The sequence below is a fragment of the Stenotrophomonas sp. STEN225 genome (assembly GCF_056756445.1).
This window is the reverse complement of record NZ_JBRRBV010000009.1, coordinates 91,650-107,409: the sequence shown is the minus strand read 5'-3', so window position 1 is coordinate 107,409 and position 15,760 is coordinate 91,650. Positions and strand designations below refer to the sequence as shown.

Below are 15,760 nucleotides of genomic sequence, written 5' to 3'. Positions count from 1 at the left end.
CCGGTCCGCTCCATGCTGCTCTGCATATCGCCGCCGGCCCCGCGCTCCGGCGACAATACGGGTTCGAGCTGTTCCCCGTTCCCGTAATCGAGTGACTGATGAGCGCCTCTTTCGTTTCGCCTGATGTGATCCGCCGCCTGTTCGCCCAGGCCATGTCCCGCATGTACCGCACCGAAGTGCCGCTGTACGGCACGCTGGTGGAACTGGTGGAGCGGATCAACGCGCAGGTGCTGGCGCAGGACCCTGCATTGGCTGCGCAGCTGCAGCGCAACGATGAGCGCGGCCGGCTGGACGAGGAGCGGCACGGCGCGATCCGCGTCGGCACCGTGCAGGAGCTGGCCACCCTGCGCCGCCTGTTCGCGGTGATGGGCATGTTTCCGGTCGGCTACTACGACCTGTCGGTGGCCGGTGTGCCGGTGCATTCCACCGCGTTTCGCCCGCTCACCGGTGCGGCGCTGGCGCAGAATCCGTTCCGCGTGTTCACCTCGCTGCTGCGCCTGGAACTGATCGAGGACGAGGCCCTGCGTGCGCAGTCGGCGCAGATCCTGGCCCGCCGCCGCATCTTCACCGATGCCGCCCTGGCCCTGATCGACCAGGCCGAGCGCGATGGCGGGCTGTCGCAGCACGACGCCGAGCGCTTCGTAGCGGAGGCGCTGGAGACCTTCCGCTGGCACGGTGACGCCACCGTCGACCTGCCGACCTACCATGCGCTGCACCAGGCACACCGCCTGGTGGCCGACGTGGTCAGCTTCCGTGGCCCGCACATCAACCACCTGACCCCGCGCACGCTGGACATCGATGCCGCGCAGGCGGCGATGATCGAGCAGGGCATGGCTGCCAAGGCGGTCATCGAAGGTCCGCCGCGCCGCGCCTGTCCGATCCTGCTGCGGCAGACCAGTTTCAAAGCGCTGGAAGAAGCCGTGCATTTCCCCGATGACCAGGGCGGTGATGCCGGCACCCACACCGCGCGGTTCGGCGAGATCGAGCAGCGTGGCCTGGCCCTGACGCCGAAGGGGCGCGCGCTGTACGACCAGCTGCTGGCGCAGGCGCGCAACAGCGAAGGTGCCGGCAGCACCGGTGGCGACTATGGCCAGCGCCTGCAGGCAGCGTTCGCAGCGTTCCCGGACGACCATGACACCCTGCGCCGCGAGGGTCTGGGCTACTTCCGCTACCAGCTGACCGAGGCCGGCCGCGCCGCGCCTGGCGGGATTGGTGACCTGCCGGCGGAAGCCCTGATCGCGGCGGGGCTGGTGGTGGCCGACCCGATCGTCTACGAGGATTTCCTGCCGGTCAGCGCCGCAGGCATCTTCCAGTCGAACCTGGGGGGCGAAGAGCAGCGCGCCTATGCCGCACATGCCAACCGCGAAGCGTTCGAGCAGGCGTTGGGCGTGCCGGTGAACGATGAGTTCGACATCTACGAGCGCCTGCAGGCCGAATCACTGGCGAGCCTGCGCGGTTGATGCGTTGGTCGCCGGGCATGGCCCGGCGCTACCAGGGACAATGCAAGGGTAGCGCCGGGCCATGCCCGGCGAAGCGGCGAAGGATGCAGCGGTAGCGCCGGGCCGCGCCCGGCGAAACGGCGAAGGATGCAACGGTAGCGCTGGGCCATGCCCGGCGAACCCTATGCCTCAACCCTTCATCGTGCCCGTATCGAGCCACCGCTGGTGCCAGGACAACGCTTCCGGCAGCAGGTGCGGGGTGTGCTTGCCATAGCTCTCACGGCTGGCGCGGTCGAAGTAGTCCTGCAGCTGCGGGCGGAAATCCGGGTGCGCGCAGCGGTCGATCAGCACCTGCGCACGCTTGCGTGGGGTCAGGCCGCGCAGATCGGCCAGGCCCTGCTCGGTGACGATCACCGAGACATCGTGTTCGGTGTGGTCGACGTGGCTGGCCATCGGCACGATCGCCGAGATGGTGCCGTTCTTCGCCGTGGACGGGCTGAGGAACGCCGACAGGAACCCGTTGCGGGCAAAGTCACCAGAGCCGCCGATGCCGTTCATGATCCGCGTGCCCATCACGTGCGTCGAATTGACGTTGCCGTACAGGTCCACCTCGATCATGCCGTTCATGCCGATGCAGCCCAGCCGGCGCACGAGCTCGGGATGGTTGGAGATTTCCTGCGTGCGCATGATGATGCGCTCGCGGTAGAAGTCGATGTTCTCCTTGAACGTCTCGTTGGCCTGCGGGCTCAGCGCGAAGCCCGTGCACGAGGCATAGCTCAGCACACCGTCGCGCAGCAGGTCGAGCATGCCGTCCTGGATCACCTCGGTGAACGCGGCCAGATCACGGAAACCACTGCTGGCCAGGCCTGCCAGCACCGCATTGGGAATGTTGCCCACGCCGGACTGCAGCGGCAGCAGGTTCGGCGGCAGCCGGCCGTGCTTCACTTCGTGCTTGAGGAAGTCGATCAGGTGCGCGGCGATCTGCTCGCTGGTCGCATCGATCGGGCTGAACGGGCTGTTGCGGTCCGGGCCGTTGGTGCGGACCACCGCCACGATCTTGTCGGGGTCGCAGCGCAGCGCGGTATCGCCGATGCGGTCGTTGGCGTTGACCAGCGGAATCGGCTTGCGATGCGGCGGCAGCGCGGTGCCGTAGTAGATGTCATGCATGCCATCGACGCCGGCCGGCTGCCACTCGTTGACCTCGACGATCACCTTCTTCGCCAGGTCCAGCCAGGTCTTGTTGTTGCCGACCGAGGTGGATGGCACCAGCGAGCCGTCCTCGCGGATGGCCGAGACTTCCACCACGGCGGTGTCGATCTCGCCGTAGAAGCCGAACCAGACGTGCTGCGCAACGTGGCTGAGGTGGATGTCGATGTAATCCAGCTTGCCTTCATTGATACGGTTGCGCGCATCCGGGTCGCTCTGGAAGGGCATGCGCATGGCGATGCCATCGGCCTTGGCCAGCGCACCGTCCAGCTCCGGCGCGGTGGAGGCGCCGGTCATCAGCTTGATCTGGAAGGGCTGGCCCTGGGCATGCACCGCTTCGATGCGGCGCGCCAGTTCCACGGGGACGGCCTTGGGATAGCCCGAGCCGGTAAACCCGCTCATGGCCACGGTTTCACCCGGCTGGATCAGCGCGGCTGCGGCCTCGGCGGAGACCACGCGGTCGCGGAGACGCGCGTTGGCGATGCGATCAACAGACATGACGACAGTGTTTCTGGGGGGAGCCTCGATTATCGGCCATCCCCCGGCGTACGGGGGGGCTACCTTCGTGGAATGGCTTTTCGCGGGCGGGGCTATCCATACCCGCCGGTTCTGTTTTGCAGTGCAGCGTGCAAAGTCCTTTCGCAGCCCGCAGGATGGCCCTGCATCCCGACGTGGGGGAGGGAGCAGAGCCCGCTGGCAGTTCGCTGCAAGCGGGCTTTTTTATTGCCCGCTGCCCAGGATGAATGCGCGCGATGGACGGCGGCGCAGCGACTTCCCGCCGTTGGCAAAGGCGCCCGGCGCCGCGAGAATCAACGCATGACCCTCGCCCCCGCCGAACTGCCTGCCGCGCTGCAGCCCCTGGTTGATCGTGCCCTGTCGCGCCTGGCCCAGGTGGCTCCGGAACCGATTCCGGCCGACCTGCGGCCCCTGCTGACCCACCTGGCCATCGCCAGTGACTTCGCTCTGGACACGCTGGTGCGGCAGCCCGGCCTGTTGTCGCAGTTGGCCCAGCCGGGGTGCCCGCCGTTGCCGACGCCGGTGCTCGACCCGGTGCAGCCCGGTGAATGGCCGGCGCAGCTGCGGCGTTGGCGTGCGGCGATGTCGACCCGCCTGGTCTGGCGCGATCTGGCCGGGTTGGATGACGTGGCGCAGACCCTGGCCGGCGCCACCGCCCTGGCCGAAGACTGCCTGCGGCTGGCGCTGGACGCCCTGCAGCAGGAATTCGCACAGCGCCACGGCGTGATCCGTGATGACGAGGGCCGCGTCGAGCAACTTGTCGTATTTGGCCTGGGCAAGCTCGGCGGTGGCGAACTCAACTTCAGCTCCGACATCGACCTGGTCTACGCCTACCCGCAGGGCGGTGAATCGGACGGACCGCGTCCGCTGGCCGCCGAAGAATACTTCGCGCGGCTCGGCCAGCGCCTGGCCAAGCTGCTGGATGAAACCACCGTCGATGGCTTCAGCCACCGCGTCGACCTGCGCCTGCGCCCGTTCGGCAGTGCCGGCCGCGTTGCGCTGTCGTTCGCTGCGATGGACCAGTACTTCCAGCGGGAGGGCCGCGACTGGGAGCGCTACGCCTGGTTGAAGGCACGTGCCGTGGCCGGTGATATCGCCGCCGGTGAGGCGTGGCTGCAGACGCTGCGCCCGTTCGTCTATCGACGCTATCTGGACTTCACCGCGCTGGACGGACTGCGCGAGATGAAGGCTGCGATCACGGCTGAAGTCGCCCGCCGCGAACTGCATGAAGACATCAAACGCGGTGCCGGTGGCATCCGCGAAATCGAATTCCTGTGCCAGGCACTGCAGCTGATCCGTGGCGGCCGCGAACCGGCCCTGCGTGAACGTCGCCTGCTGGTGGCGCTGCAGGCGCTGGTGGCGGCGGGCCAGATCGCGCCCGAAGACGGCGCATCGCTGGAGCAGGCCTACCTGTTCCTGCGCCGCCTGGAGAACCGGCTGCAGATGCTGCGCGATGCGCAGACGCATGTGCTGCCCAGCGATGCGATCGACCGCGAGCGCATCGCCCTGGGCCTGGGTTACCCCGACTGGGAAGCGCTGCGCGCTGCACTGACCGTGCAGCAGCAGCGGGTCAGCACCGAGTTCGCTGCGTTGCTGGCACCGCGCAAGGGCCAGGCGGCGCCGGATGCGCTGGCCAACTACTGGCGCAGCCTGCCGGGTGGCAGTGACGCGCCGTTGCTGGCCGAAGCCGGTTTCCTCGATGCGAACGGCGCCGATCAGTCGCTGCGCGATTTCGCGCAGAGCACCGGCGTGAAGTCGCTGTCCGACGCCGCGCGCGCGCGGCTGGACCGCGTGCTGCCGGCGCTGCTGCACGCCGCCACGCGCTCGCCGCAACCGGATGCCGCACTGAAGCGCGTACTCGGCCTGCTGCAGGCGGTGCTGCGCCGGACCAGTTATCTGGCCCTGCTGGACGAACAGCCCAGTGCGCTGGCGCGGCTGGTGGATGTGCTGGCGCGCAGCGCGCTGCTGGCCGAGCGCCTGGCGGCCTATCCGTTGCTGCTGGACGAACTGCTGGACGTGCGCGTGTCCGGCCCGATGCCGGATGCGGCCGGCATGCTGGCCGAATGCCAGCAGGCGCTGACGGTCGAAGACCCGGAAGCCGCGTTGCGCTGGCTCAACGAAACCCGGTTGGCCCTGAGTTTCCGCATGGCGATGGCCACGCTGGACGGCCGCCAGGGCGCGGTCGACAGCACCCGCCAACTGGCCGAGCTGGCGCAGGCGGTGGTGGTCACGGTGCTGGCCATGGCCGAGTCCGACATGCAGGCCGCCCACGGCGGCATTCCCGGCGGGCGCTTTGCGATCATCGGCTATGGCAGCCTGGGGGGCCTCGAACTCGGCTTCGGTTCCGATCTGGACCTGGTGTTCCTGCACGATCATCCGGCGGGCGTGGAGGCCAGCGATGGCGCGCGCGCGCTGGAGCCGGGACGCTGGTACGCGCGGCTGGCACAGAAGGTGATGGCCCTGCTCGGCGCGGTCACCGCCGCCGGTCGGCTGTACGACATCGACGTGCGCCTGCGGCCGGACGGCGGCAAAGGCTCGCTGGTCTCGTCCCTGGCCAGTTACACCGAATACCAGCGCGAACGCGCGTGGACCTGGGAGCATCAGGCGCTGGTGCGTGCGCGCGGCGTGGCCGGTGATGTCAGCCTGCTGGCCGACTTCGAGCAGGTGCGTGCGCAGACCCTGGGCCGTGCACGCGACCCCGCCACCCTCTATGCCGATGTGCTGAAGATGCGAGGGCGCATGCGCACCGAACTGGACCGTAGCGATGCCGCGCGCATCGACCTGAAGCAGGGCGCCGGTGGCGTGGTGGACCTGGAGTTCCTGCTGCAGACCGGTGTGCTCGAGCGCAGTGCACAGGTACCGGCGCTGCTGTCACCCCGCGACACGCCGTCATTGATCGATGCACTGGCCGCAGCGGAATTCCTGCCGGTTGCCACCGCGCAGGCACTGCACGCTGCGCATGCCACTCTGCTGGATGTGGGCCTGGCCTGCACGCTGGACCGTCGCCCGCGGCTGGCACCGACCACACCGGCCATCGAAGCGGCCTGCGCAGCAATCAGTGCGGCCTGCCGGGCGGCCGGCCTGCCGTTCGGCTGATCGGCAGCGAGGCCGCCGGGCATGGCCCGGCGCTACCCGAACAGGCGCGCTGCGCCATGCCGGCGTCATCCAAACAAACGCAGCGGTAGCGCCGGGCCATGCCCGGCGGAATCACCGCGCGCTTTCCGCGCGCAGCGGCGCCATCTTCCACAGCAGCGCGCGGAACGGCGCCAGCAGGCACACGCCAATGGCCAGCTTCACGGCCAGATCGCCCGCCGCCCAGCTCACCCACGGCAGACTGGAACCGGCAAAGGCGATCGACCAGAAGATCGTGGTGTCCACCGTCGCGCTGCAGGTGGTGGCTACCATCGGCGCACGCCACCAGCTGCCCCGGCGCAGGCGGTCGAATACGGTGATGTCCAGCAGCTGCGCCACGATGAAGGCCGAGCACGATGCGATGGCGATGCGCGGCGTCGCCACCCAGACCGACAACAGCACCGCCACCGCGAAACCGATCCAGGCTACGCGCCGGGCGGGTCCCGGGCCGAAGCGACGGTTGATCAGATTGCTCACCAGGAACGCGACGGGATAGCTGAACGCACCCCAGGTCAGCCAGTCGTTGATCGGGTACTGCACCAGCACGTTCGACAGCAGCACCACCGCGCCCATCGCCAGCACGGCCAGCACCAGGGCGCGCGGGGTCAGCGGGGCAAAAACGGGGGCAGGACGCACGGACATGGCGAGCCAGGAGGACAAGGGGAATCGCCCATTATCCGCCCGGCCAAAGGCAAATCCAAAACCACCCGTTCAGGAACACACCAGCCGTCAACGGTGGGGCGTTACCCCAATGCCAGCCGCGCCCTGACCTCGGCGGCGATGCGCGCGGTTTCGCGCAGCGGCTCGATGCGGTCGTACTGCCAGTCCAGCCAGCGTGTCTGCAATCGCCCGCGCTCGTGCAGCTGCTGCTGGAAGCGGGCGAGGCGTGCCTGCGCGGTCTCCGCCAGCGCCACCATCACCGGCATGCGCGTGGCGCAGGCTTCAGAGAGCAGGTTCACCGAATCGGGCGATACCACCACACGGTTGGCCCAGCCGAGCAGGCCGCCATACGGATTCACCCCGTCGCCGCCATCGCCCCAGATCACGTGCGGCAGGTCGGCGAAGGTCGCGCGCAGGATCTCGGCCAGTGCCGGCGGGGTGCGTCGCGAGGTGGTGGCCAGCAGGCTGCCGCCTTCGCTGCGGATCTGCGCGGCCAGGGCGCGGAACACACCGACCATCGCCGTTTCGTCCCACGGCGCCAGCGGCGTCGGGCCGCCCACCAGCAGTGCAGTGCGCGGACCGGGCAGGGTGCTGAAGCCGGCGAACGCGGCCCGTCCCCAGGCCAGCCAGTCGTCATCGACCGGGTTGAGGCTGCCGATCAAGGTCAGCACATTGCTGCCGCGCAGGCGATCATGCTCGGGTACCACCACCACGTCCCAGTGGCGGGCGCCGATGCGCGGGTCGAGGATCTGCACCACCTGCGTGCCGCGGGCGCGCAGCACGCGCAGCGCACCGGCGGCCTGGCGGCCACAGCCGATCGCCAGCGCGGGGCGCTCGGCCGCCAGTGCCGCGAACGCATCGCCGTAGCCGTTCACGTCACCGGGCAGGCGCCGTGGTGACATCCAGCGCCAGGGCGCCTGAGGCTGCAGCACCACCGGCCGATAGGTGCCCTGGCGCAGCGCCGAGGCCAGCGCGACCGCCTGGCGGACATTGCCTGCACGGCCATCGGTGACCGTCCACGGTGCGCTCGATCGTTTCACCATTGGCATTAATTCGTTTCAGCCCTGCTGGGTGTTGCAACAGTCGCGACACTCTACACTGCGGCTGGTCGTTTCGCCCCGCGTTGCCCGCGGGCACTGACTCCCCTTCGCCGCCCTGGAGATGCACCGATGTCCCACGCGCTTGACGCCGCCGCACTGGATCAGCTGTTCCGCACCGCCCGCACCCAGAATGCCTTCCTCGACACCCCGGTGGACGACAGCCTGCTGCAGGAACTGTACGAGCTGGTGAAGTGGGGCCCAACCGCGGCCAACGCCAGCCCGGCGCGCTTCGTGTTCGTGAAGTCGGCCGAAGCCAAGGCCAAGCTGGCCCCCGCGCTGTCCGAAGGCAACCATGACAAGACCATGGCCGCACCGGTCACCGTCATCATCGGTTTCGACCTGGATTTCCATGAGAAGCTGCCGTACCTGTTCCCGCACGCCGACGCCAAGTCCTGGTTCGACGGCCCGCAGGAAGGCCGCCACGAGGCCGCCATCCGCAACGGCAGCCTGCAGGGCGCCTACCTGATCCTGGCCGCGCGCGCGCTGGGCCTGGATGCCGGCCCGATGTCCGGCTTCGACCCGGCCAAGGTCGATGAAGCCTTCTTCGCCGGCACCAGCATCAAGTCGAATTTCCTGGTCAACCTGGGGTACGGTGACCCGGCGGGCCTGTTCCCGCGCCTGCCGCGTCTGTCGTTCGACGAAGCGGCGCGCATCGCGTAAGTCGCTGTATCGGTTTCGGGCCCGCCGGTTGCGGCGGGCCATTGCTGCACCCTGTACCCACCCTACGATCCGGAGAGTTCCTCAGATGAGCGCCACCCGTAAACTGCTGCTGCCGCTGGCCCTGACCCTGGCCATCGCCGCCTGCTCCAAGCCGGCCGATACCGCTGCCCCGGCCGCTGATGCCGCCGCTCCGGCCGCCACCGAACAGCCGGCCGCCACCCCGGCTGCCGATGCTGCCGCTGCCGCGCCGGCCGCCGAAGCGATCCAGATCGCCTCGGGCACCTACAAGCTCGACCCGAGCCACACCGACGTGCTGGCGCAGTGGAGCCACTTCGGCTTCTCCAACCCGAGCGCACACTTCGGCAACGCTGAAGGCACCCTGGTGTACGACGCCGCCGACGTGACCAAGTCCACCGTGGAAGTGAAGCTGCCGCTGAGCGGCCTCAACAGCTTCACCGCCAAGTTCGACGAGCACCTGAAGAGCGCCGATTTCTTCGACGCTGCCAAGTTCCCGGCGGCCACCTTCAAGAGCACCAAGGTGGAATCGGCCGGCACCAACAAGCTGACCGTCACTGGCGATCTGACCATCAAGGACATCACCAAGCCGGTGACCCTGGACGTCACCATCAACGGCGGCGGCGAGCACCCGATGGCCAAGGTTCCGGCCGCCGGCTTCGATGCCACCACCACCCTCAAGCGCAGCGATTTCGGCGTGGGCGCCTACGCCCCGAACGTCAGCGATGAAGTGAAGATCCGCATCACCACCGAAGCCACCGGCGAGAAGCCGGCGGCTTGATGCACCCCGCTCACTCGTCGTGAGAAGGCAGAAGGCCCGCTGTGAAGCGGGCCTTCTTTTTTAGCGCCGGGAACGCGCGTTGGCCGCTACCGGGTACGTGCGCTCAGCGCAGCGCGCCCAGCCACGCTGCACACGCCTCGCTCGGGCTCTGCTTGGCCTTCACCGTCATGCCACTCACCCGCACGAAGGTCTGCGCGGCCTGCGCCACCACCTGACGGGCGATCAACGCGGCCTGCCTGGTTGCCGCCTGCTGCTTGCGCAGCTGCACGATATGCACCGACGGCCGGCCCACCGGCGCGTATTTCTGGTCGCGGCGCAGCACATCGGCTACCTGCGCCACTTCGTACTCGGCCTGCAGGAACCGGCGTTCGGCGTCCAACAGATCCCGCAGCGGTGCACGCAGGGCGGCCGGATCAGCGAAGGCCGCCAGCGCGCCATCACAGGCGGCGTCGTCGTTGAAGCGGGAGCGCAGCGCATCGACGCCGGCCAAGGTCAGTTTGCCCACAGGGGCCTCGTTGCAACTGGAAAGGAGCGCGATTGTCGCATCTGCCCGGGTCGATCCGCTGCCGGCGTCATGCGCCGCTCCGTGGGACAAGGGGTCTGACCCCGTGGCATGGGCCGAAGAGCCACCGAGGGCGAACCCGGTCCTACAATCGCCTGCTGTTTCATCCACGGAAGGAAGGCCATGCAGGACGTGCAGTACTGGTTGAACGAATTCTGGGCCGGGTTGAGCGTGCTCGATCTGGCCGTGGGCAGCGTGCTGGGCGCGCTGCTGGGCCTCATGGTTGGCCTGGCCGGCTGGTACGCGCTGCGCCGCCGCGGCTGGTTGCAGCGGCGCAGGCGCTGGCATCACTGGCTGCTGGCCAGTTACGCGCTGCTGCTGCCGCTGGGCACCGCCTTCTTCGGCCTGCAGCTGGGTTTCACCGCGGGCGCGCACCGCGCGCTGCTCCAGCAGATGGACCATTTCCAGCCGCATCTGCAGACGCTCGTGGCCCAGTGGAGCCACGGGTTCACCGACTCGCTTGACGACCCGCGCATGCGCGATGCGCTGCACAGCGAAGGCACGGTGGGCGATGTGGCCGAAGCGGTCGCCTCGGCCTACCTCAGCGAACACCCGCTGCCGGTACTGGATCGCCTGGGTGACGGCGTACTGGCACGCGCCAGTGGCTGGGTGATCGGCAAGGTGCGCGAAGGCGTGCTGCGCGGGCTGGTGGAAGACACCCTGGTGGACAAGGCCAGTGTACTGGGCGTGGAGCCGACGGTGGTGCGCGAAGCGCTGACGATGCGCGTGGACGAACTGCTGCACACCCGCGGCGTGTTGCGGCTGGTGAAAGCGCAGATCAACGGCATGATGCCGGGCGTGTATTTCGGCCTGCTGCTGCCGTGGCTGGTCGTTGTGCTGCTGATGGCGCTGGAAATCTGGGCGGCGCACCGGTTCGGATGGCGACAGCAACGCGTTCCGGTGGCTGCCTGCTGCAGAGCCGGGCCATGCCCGGCTCACGCAGACTGAGGCAAAACGCGGCGTGCTCAGTCGCCGTCGGTATCGTCCGGGTGCGCCTTCCAATAGCCGGTCGAACGGATCCAGTCGCGCGGCACGCCCAGATGGCCTTCGATGAACTTGCGCATCATCCGTGCGCGACGCGATTCGGTGGCGATCCAGTAGAACGTGTCGCCCTCCGGTGCCTCGAAGTCGGTCAGCATGTCTTCCAGCAGCGTGCTGCTGGCCGCCGGGAAGCCATTGCGCTCCAACCAGTGAATCTGCACGTTCTCGTACTGCGGCAGGTCCTGGCGCTCGGCTTCATCGCTCACTTCGATGAAGGCCTGCACCTCGGCGCCCTCCGGCAGCACATCCAGCCAGCGGGCAATGGCCGGCAGCGCGGTCTCATCGCCAATCAGCACGTAGGCGGCGTAGCTGTCGGCCACCACGAACGAGCCGCGCGGGCCGCCGATCACCAGCCTGTCACCCGGCTGCGCCCGTTCGGCCCATGGCCCGGCAATACCCTGGTCGTGCAGCACGAAGTCGATGGCCAGTTCGCCGGCGTCGTGGTCCCACCAGCGTGGGGTGTAGTCGCGTGCCGGCGACGGCTGCTTGCCGTCCGGGTAGCTGCGGCCTTCGGCCGTCAGCACCGGCAGCACCATTTCGCCGCTGGCGTTGGGGAAGAACAGCTTGATGTGGTCGTCGGCGCCGGGCGAATCGAAGCCGGCCAGATCATCGCCACCCAGCACGACGCGGCGCATGTGCGGGGTGACCACCTCGGTGCGCAGCACCGTCAGTTCGCGGAATCTCACATCCAGGCGCAGGCGCGCGTTGTGATGCTCAGTCATGGGAATACCTGTAAAGGTGTCGCGCAGGGGGCGCGGCGTAGGGGGAGACCTGGCTGGAGTCAGTCTGGCTGGGTCGTTGAAGAGGTGGGCTCGCTACCGGTGGTGCCGTTGATCAGTGCCGATGCCTGCGACAGCAGCGCCGCCACCTGCTCGGCCTCGCCTTCGGCCCAGCGGCCGTGGTGATGCACCAGCGCCCGCTTGAAGTCACGTAGGGCGCTGGCCAGCGGCGGCGGCAGCGATGCCTTGGTGATCTCGCGGGCGCGATCGAAGGCCCGTCGCTGGGCCAGGCGCACTTGGGTGCGCTGCACCTTCAGCTCGAACTCGCCGGCGGCGGTGATGCGGAACACCCGGCGGCCATCCACTTCCTCCGATGCCACCCAGCCGGCCTGCTCGAAGCTCGCCAGCAGCGGGTACATGGTGCCGGCGCTGGGCGTGTAGGCCTGCAGGAACTGGTTGCTGATCAACTGCATCAGCTCGTAGCCATGGCGCGGCTGCTCGCCGATCAGGGCCAGCACCAGCAGGCGCAGGTCGCCCCGGCTCAGCACGCGTGGCTGGCCATGGCGGCGGGGCACGGCCGATTCGCTGGAACGGGTTCTGGGGGAAGGGGAACGGCTCATTTCGATATATCGGTAACGAGTATCGAAACGATATATCGATAGGGCAGGCGCCGGCAAGCATCGATCCGGCCACAACCGTGCTGCGTTTGGGCCACGTACACAGAAAGGGCGCCCTTGCGGTGCGCCCCGGGGACCACTGTGGAAGGGAGCGAGGCAGCCAGACGGCGGGCCGTTGCGGCAGTGCCAACACTCGCCGTCACCTTGCGCGGCCGGCGCAGCTCGGTCCAGAGCCGGGCGCGACACCGCATCAGTCATTCAGCTGCGGTGCCCCCGGCGCAGGCCCACACGCGGTCGGCCGTGCCCTACAACGGTCATCGCCCTGGGTAACACTTCGTTCTGCACATGCGCCAGGCGGGCAATCGCGACGTGCCCGAAGCGGTCCGAGGCCCGCCGCAGCGGCCTGCAGCGCGCCTGCTGGCCCGCCGAAGACAGGCGGGACATGCCTTGCGGACACTGGCTGCATGCGTCCATACGCCAGCGTAGCCAAGTGACGAAAGCCCTTGGTGCGCTACACTTTGCGGTCTAGATATCTATACAACAGTCGCGCGCGTGCGTGCGGTTATGGGAGCGCTAATGAACTGGTTGAACGAGGTGCTGAACAACGACCCGAATCCTGTGGAAACCCAGGAGTGGATCGAGTCGTTGAAGGCCGTTATTGATGTCGAGGGCTCCGAGCGCGCGCATCAGCTGCTGGAAGGCATGGTGGAGCTGACCCGTCGTTCGGGCGCCTACCTGCCGTTCTCTCCCACCACCGAATACGTCAATACCATCGAGCCGCAGTTCGAGGCCAAGAGCCCGGGCAATGCCGAGCTGGAATGGCGCATCCGTTCGATCATCCGCTGGAACGCGATGGCCACCGTGGTCCGCGCCAACCGCAAGCCGGGCGACCTGGGCGGCCACATTGCCTCGTTCGCCTCCGGCGCCACCCTGTACGACGTGGGCTTCAACCACTTCTGGCGCGCCCCGAGCGACAACCACCCGGGCGACCTGCTGTTCATCCAGGGCCACAGCGCCCCGGGCATCTACGCCCGCGCCTTCCTGGAAGGCCGCATCAGCGAAGAGCAGCTGGACAAGTTCCGCATGGAAGTGGACGGCGGTGGCCTGTCCTCCTACCCGCACCCGTGGCTGATGCCGGACTTCTGGCAGACCCCCACCGTGTCGATGGGCCTGGGCCCGCTGGCCGCCATCTACCAGGCGCAGTTCATGCGTTACCTGGAAAACCGTGGCCTGATCGAGAAGTCCGACCGCAAGGTGTGGTGCTTCATCGGCGACGGCGAGTCGGACGAGCCGGAAACCCTGGGTGCCATCGCCCTGGCCGGCCGTGAAGGCCTGGACAACCTGATCTTCGTGGTGAACTGCAACCTGCAGCGCCTGGACGGCCCGGTGCGCGGCAACGGCAAGATCATCCAGGAACTGGAAGGCGTGTTCCGCGGCGGCGGCTGGAACGTCATCAAGCTGCTGTGGGGCGGTTACTGGGATGCCCTGCTGGCCAAGGACACCAACGGCGTCCTGAAGAAGCTGATGATGGAAACCGTCGACGGCGAATACCAGAACTGCAAGGCCTTCGGCGGCGCGTATACCCGCGAGCATTTCTTCGGCAAGTACCCGGAGACCGCCGCGATGGTCGCCGGGCTGTCCGACGACGACATCTGGCGCCTCAACCGTGGTGGCCACGACCCGCACAAGGTGTACGCCGCCTACCACCAGGCCGTGAACACCAAGGGCATGCCGACCGTCATCCTGGCCAAGACCGTGAAGGGTTATGGCATGGGCAGCGCCGGTGAAGCGCTGAACCCGACCCACCAGACCAAGAAGCTGGACGACGAAGCCGTCAAGCACTTCCGCGACCGCTTCAACATTCCGGTGACCGACGAGCAGCTCAAGGACGGCCAGGTGCCGTTCTACAACCCGGGCCCGGACTCGCCGGAAGTGCAGTACCTGCAGGAGCGCCGTGCCGCCCTGGGCGGTTACCTGCCGCAGCGCCGCCGCAAGGCCGACAAGAGCTTCAACGCACCGAAGCTGGAAACCTACGAGCGCCTGCTGAAGAGCAGCGGCGAACGCACCTACTCCACCACCATGGCGTTCGTGCAGAGCCTGAACATCACCCTGCGCGACAAGGAGCTGGGCCCGCACATCGTGCCGATCGTGGCCGACGAAGCCCGCACCTTCGGCATGGAAGGCCTGTTCCGCCAGATCGGCATCTACGCGCCGTTCGGCCAGAAGTACAAGCCGGTGGACGCCGACCAGCTGATGTTCTACCGCGAAGACCAGAGCGGCCAGGTGCTGCAGCAGGGCATCAGCGAGCCGGGCGCGATCAGCTCGTGGATGGCCGCCGGTACCAGCTACTCGGTCAGCAACGTGCCGATGCTGCCGTTCTACATCTACTACTCGATGTTCGGCTTCCAGCGCGTGGGCGACATCGCCTGGCAGGCCGCCGACATGCGTACCCGCGGCTTCCTGCTGGGTGGCACCGCCGGCCGCACCACGCTGAACGGTGAAGGCCTGCAGCACGAAGATGGCTTCAGCCATCTGGTGGCCGGTGGCATCCCCAACGTGCGCAGCTACGACCCGACCTTCGGCTACGAAGTGACGGTGATCCTGCAGCACGGCACCAAGGCGATGATGGAAGACCAGGTAGACGAGTACTACTACCTGACCCTGATGAACGAGAACTACGCCCACCCGGACATGCCGGAAGGCGCAGCCGAGGGCATCGTCAAGGGCATGTACCTGCTGACCGACGCCGGCAAGCCGAAGAAGGGCGAACTGCGCGTGCAGCTGCTGGGTTCGGGCACCATCCTGCGCGAAGCCATCGCCGCCGCCGAGCTGCTGGACAAGGACTTCGGCGTGACCGCCGATATCTGGAGCTGCCCGAGCTTCAACGAACTGCGCCGCGACGGCTTCGATGTGGAGCGCCACAACCGCCTGCATCCGGAAGGCGAGCAGCGCAAGGCCTACGTGACCGAGCTGCTGGAAGGCCGCCAGGGCCCGGCGATTGCCGCTACCGACTACGTGCGTGCGTATGCGGACCAGATCCGCGCGTTCGTGCCGATGTCGTACACGGTGCTGGGTACGGATGGCTTCGGCCGATCGGATACCCGTGCGAACCTGCGTCGCTTCTTCGAGGTTGACCGGTACTACATCGCGCATGCCGCGATTGCGGCGCTGGCGAAGGAAGGGAAGATGACCGCGAAGGATGTTGCCCGGGCGATCAAGCAGTACAAGATTGATCCGGAGAAGGCTAATCCTGTTGGGGTTTGATTAGCATCCGGATTTGGCGAAGAAGAGGCGACCATTGGTCGCCTCTTT

12 protein-coding genes are annotated in these 15,760 nt (G+C 67.9%); 6 read left to right on the top strand and 6 right to left on the bottom strand.

Annotated features, from left to right (window positions below; genetic code table 11):
* Positions 1-98: 98 nt before the first annotated feature.
* Complete coding sequence (hglS, locus tag ACVOJ1_RS11140; RefSeq protein WP_262218526.1) at positions 99-1,460, top strand: 2-oxoadipate dioxygenase/decarboxylase HglS; 1,362 nt, start codon at positions 99-101, stop codon at positions 1,458-1,460.
* A 168-nt stretch (positions 1,461-1,628) separates the two neighbouring features.
* On the opposite strand, the gene ACVOJ1_RS11135 is transcribed toward hglS, so the two are convergent.
* The gene (locus ACVOJ1_RS11135; RefSeq protein WP_053519658.1) at positions 1,629-3,143 is read right to left on the bottom strand and encodes an acetyl-CoA hydrolase/transferase family protein; all 1,515 of its coding nucleotides are present in this window, start codon (positions 3,141-3,143) and stop codon (positions 1,629-1,631) included.
* Positions 3,144-3,461: 318 nt separating this feature from the next.
* Here ACVOJ1_RS11135 and glnE point away from each other — a divergent pair, with 318 nt between their 5' ends.
* Entirely contained in the window at positions 3,462-6,257 is a 2,796-nt protein-coding gene (glnE, locus tag ACVOJ1_RS11130; RefSeq protein WP_346480430.1) for a bifunctional [glutamate--ammonia ligase]-adenylyl-L-tyrosine phosphorylase/[glutamate--ammonia-ligase] adenylyltransferase, read from the top strand.
* A gap of 111 nt (positions 6,258-6,368) precedes the next feature.
* Here glnE and ACVOJ1_RS11125 read toward each other — a convergent pair whose 3' ends face one another.
* Together ACVOJ1_RS11125 and ACVOJ1_RS11120 are read right to left on the bottom strand one after the other, a co-directional pair.
* The gene (locus tag ACVOJ1_RS11125; protein WP_053520117.1) at positions 6,369-6,935 is read right to left on the bottom strand and encodes a queuosine precursor transporter; all 567 of its coding nucleotides are present in this window, start codon (positions 6,933-6,935) and stop codon (positions 6,369-6,371) included.
* A 101-nt stretch (positions 6,936-7,036) separates the two neighbouring features.
* Entirely contained in the window at positions 7,037-7,996 is a 960-nt protein-coding gene (locus ACVOJ1_RS11120) for a mitochondrial fission ELM1 family protein (RefSeq protein ID WP_346480429.1), read from the bottom strand.
* A 126-nt stretch (positions 7,997-8,122) separates the two neighbouring features.
* Here ACVOJ1_RS11120 and ACVOJ1_RS11115 point away from each other — a divergent pair, with 126 nt between their 5' ends.
* Together ACVOJ1_RS11115 and ACVOJ1_RS11110 are read left to right on the top strand one after the other, a co-directional pair.
* Positions 8,123-8,713: a malonic semialdehyde reductase gene (locus ACVOJ1_RS11115; RefSeq protein ID WP_053520115.1), complete on the top strand. Its 591-nt coding sequence runs from the start codon at positions 8,123-8,125 to the stop codon at positions 8,711-8,713.
* Between the two features lie 85 nt (positions 8,714-8,798).
* Complete coding sequence (locus tag ACVOJ1_RS11110; protein ID WP_074902043.1) at positions 8,799-9,509, top strand: YceI family protein; 711 nt, start codon at positions 8,799-8,801, stop codon at positions 9,507-9,509.
* 103 nt (positions 9,510-9,612) lie between these two features.
* Here ACVOJ1_RS11110 and ACVOJ1_RS11105 read toward each other — a convergent pair whose 3' ends face one another.
* A complete protein-coding gene (locus tag ACVOJ1_RS11105) occupies positions 9,613-10,014 on the bottom strand; it encodes a hypothetical protein (protein WP_346475270.1) in 402 nt (133 codons plus the stop codon).
* A gap of 180 nt (positions 10,015-10,194) precedes the next feature.
* Here ACVOJ1_RS11105 and ACVOJ1_RS11100 point away from each other — a divergent pair, with 180 nt between their 5' ends.
* Positions 10,195-11,019, top strand: a complete 825-nt coding sequence (locus tag ACVOJ1_RS11100) for a hypothetical protein (protein WP_346480428.1) — start codon at positions 10,195-10,197, stop codon at positions 11,017-11,019.
* A 17-nt stretch (positions 11,020-11,036) separates the two neighbouring features.
* On the opposite strand, the gene ACVOJ1_RS11095 is transcribed toward ACVOJ1_RS11100, so the two are convergent.
* Positions 11,037-11,834, bottom strand: coding sequence for a siderophore-interacting protein (locus tag ACVOJ1_RS11095; RefSeq protein ID WP_346480427.1), 798 nt, complete (start codon positions 11,832-11,834; stop codon positions 11,037-11,039).
* Positions 11,835-11,893: 59 nt separating this feature from the next.
* A complete protein-coding gene (locus ACVOJ1_RS11090; protein ID WP_053520111.1) occupies positions 11,894-12,451 on the bottom strand; it encodes a PadR family transcriptional regulator in 558 nt (185 codons plus the stop codon).
* 573 nt (positions 12,452-13,024) lie between these two features.
* On the opposite strand from ACVOJ1_RS11090, the gene aceE reads away from it, so the two are divergent.
* Positions 13,025-15,712 carry a pyruvate dehydrogenase (acetyl-transferring), homodimeric type gene (gene aceE / locus ACVOJ1_RS11085; RefSeq protein ID WP_065175416.1) on the top strand — a complete coding sequence of 896 codons (2,688 nt, stop codon included), beginning with the start codon at positions 13,025-13,027 and terminating at the stop codon, positions 15,710-15,712.
* The last annotated feature ends 48 nt before the right edge of the window (positions 15,713-15,760 follow it).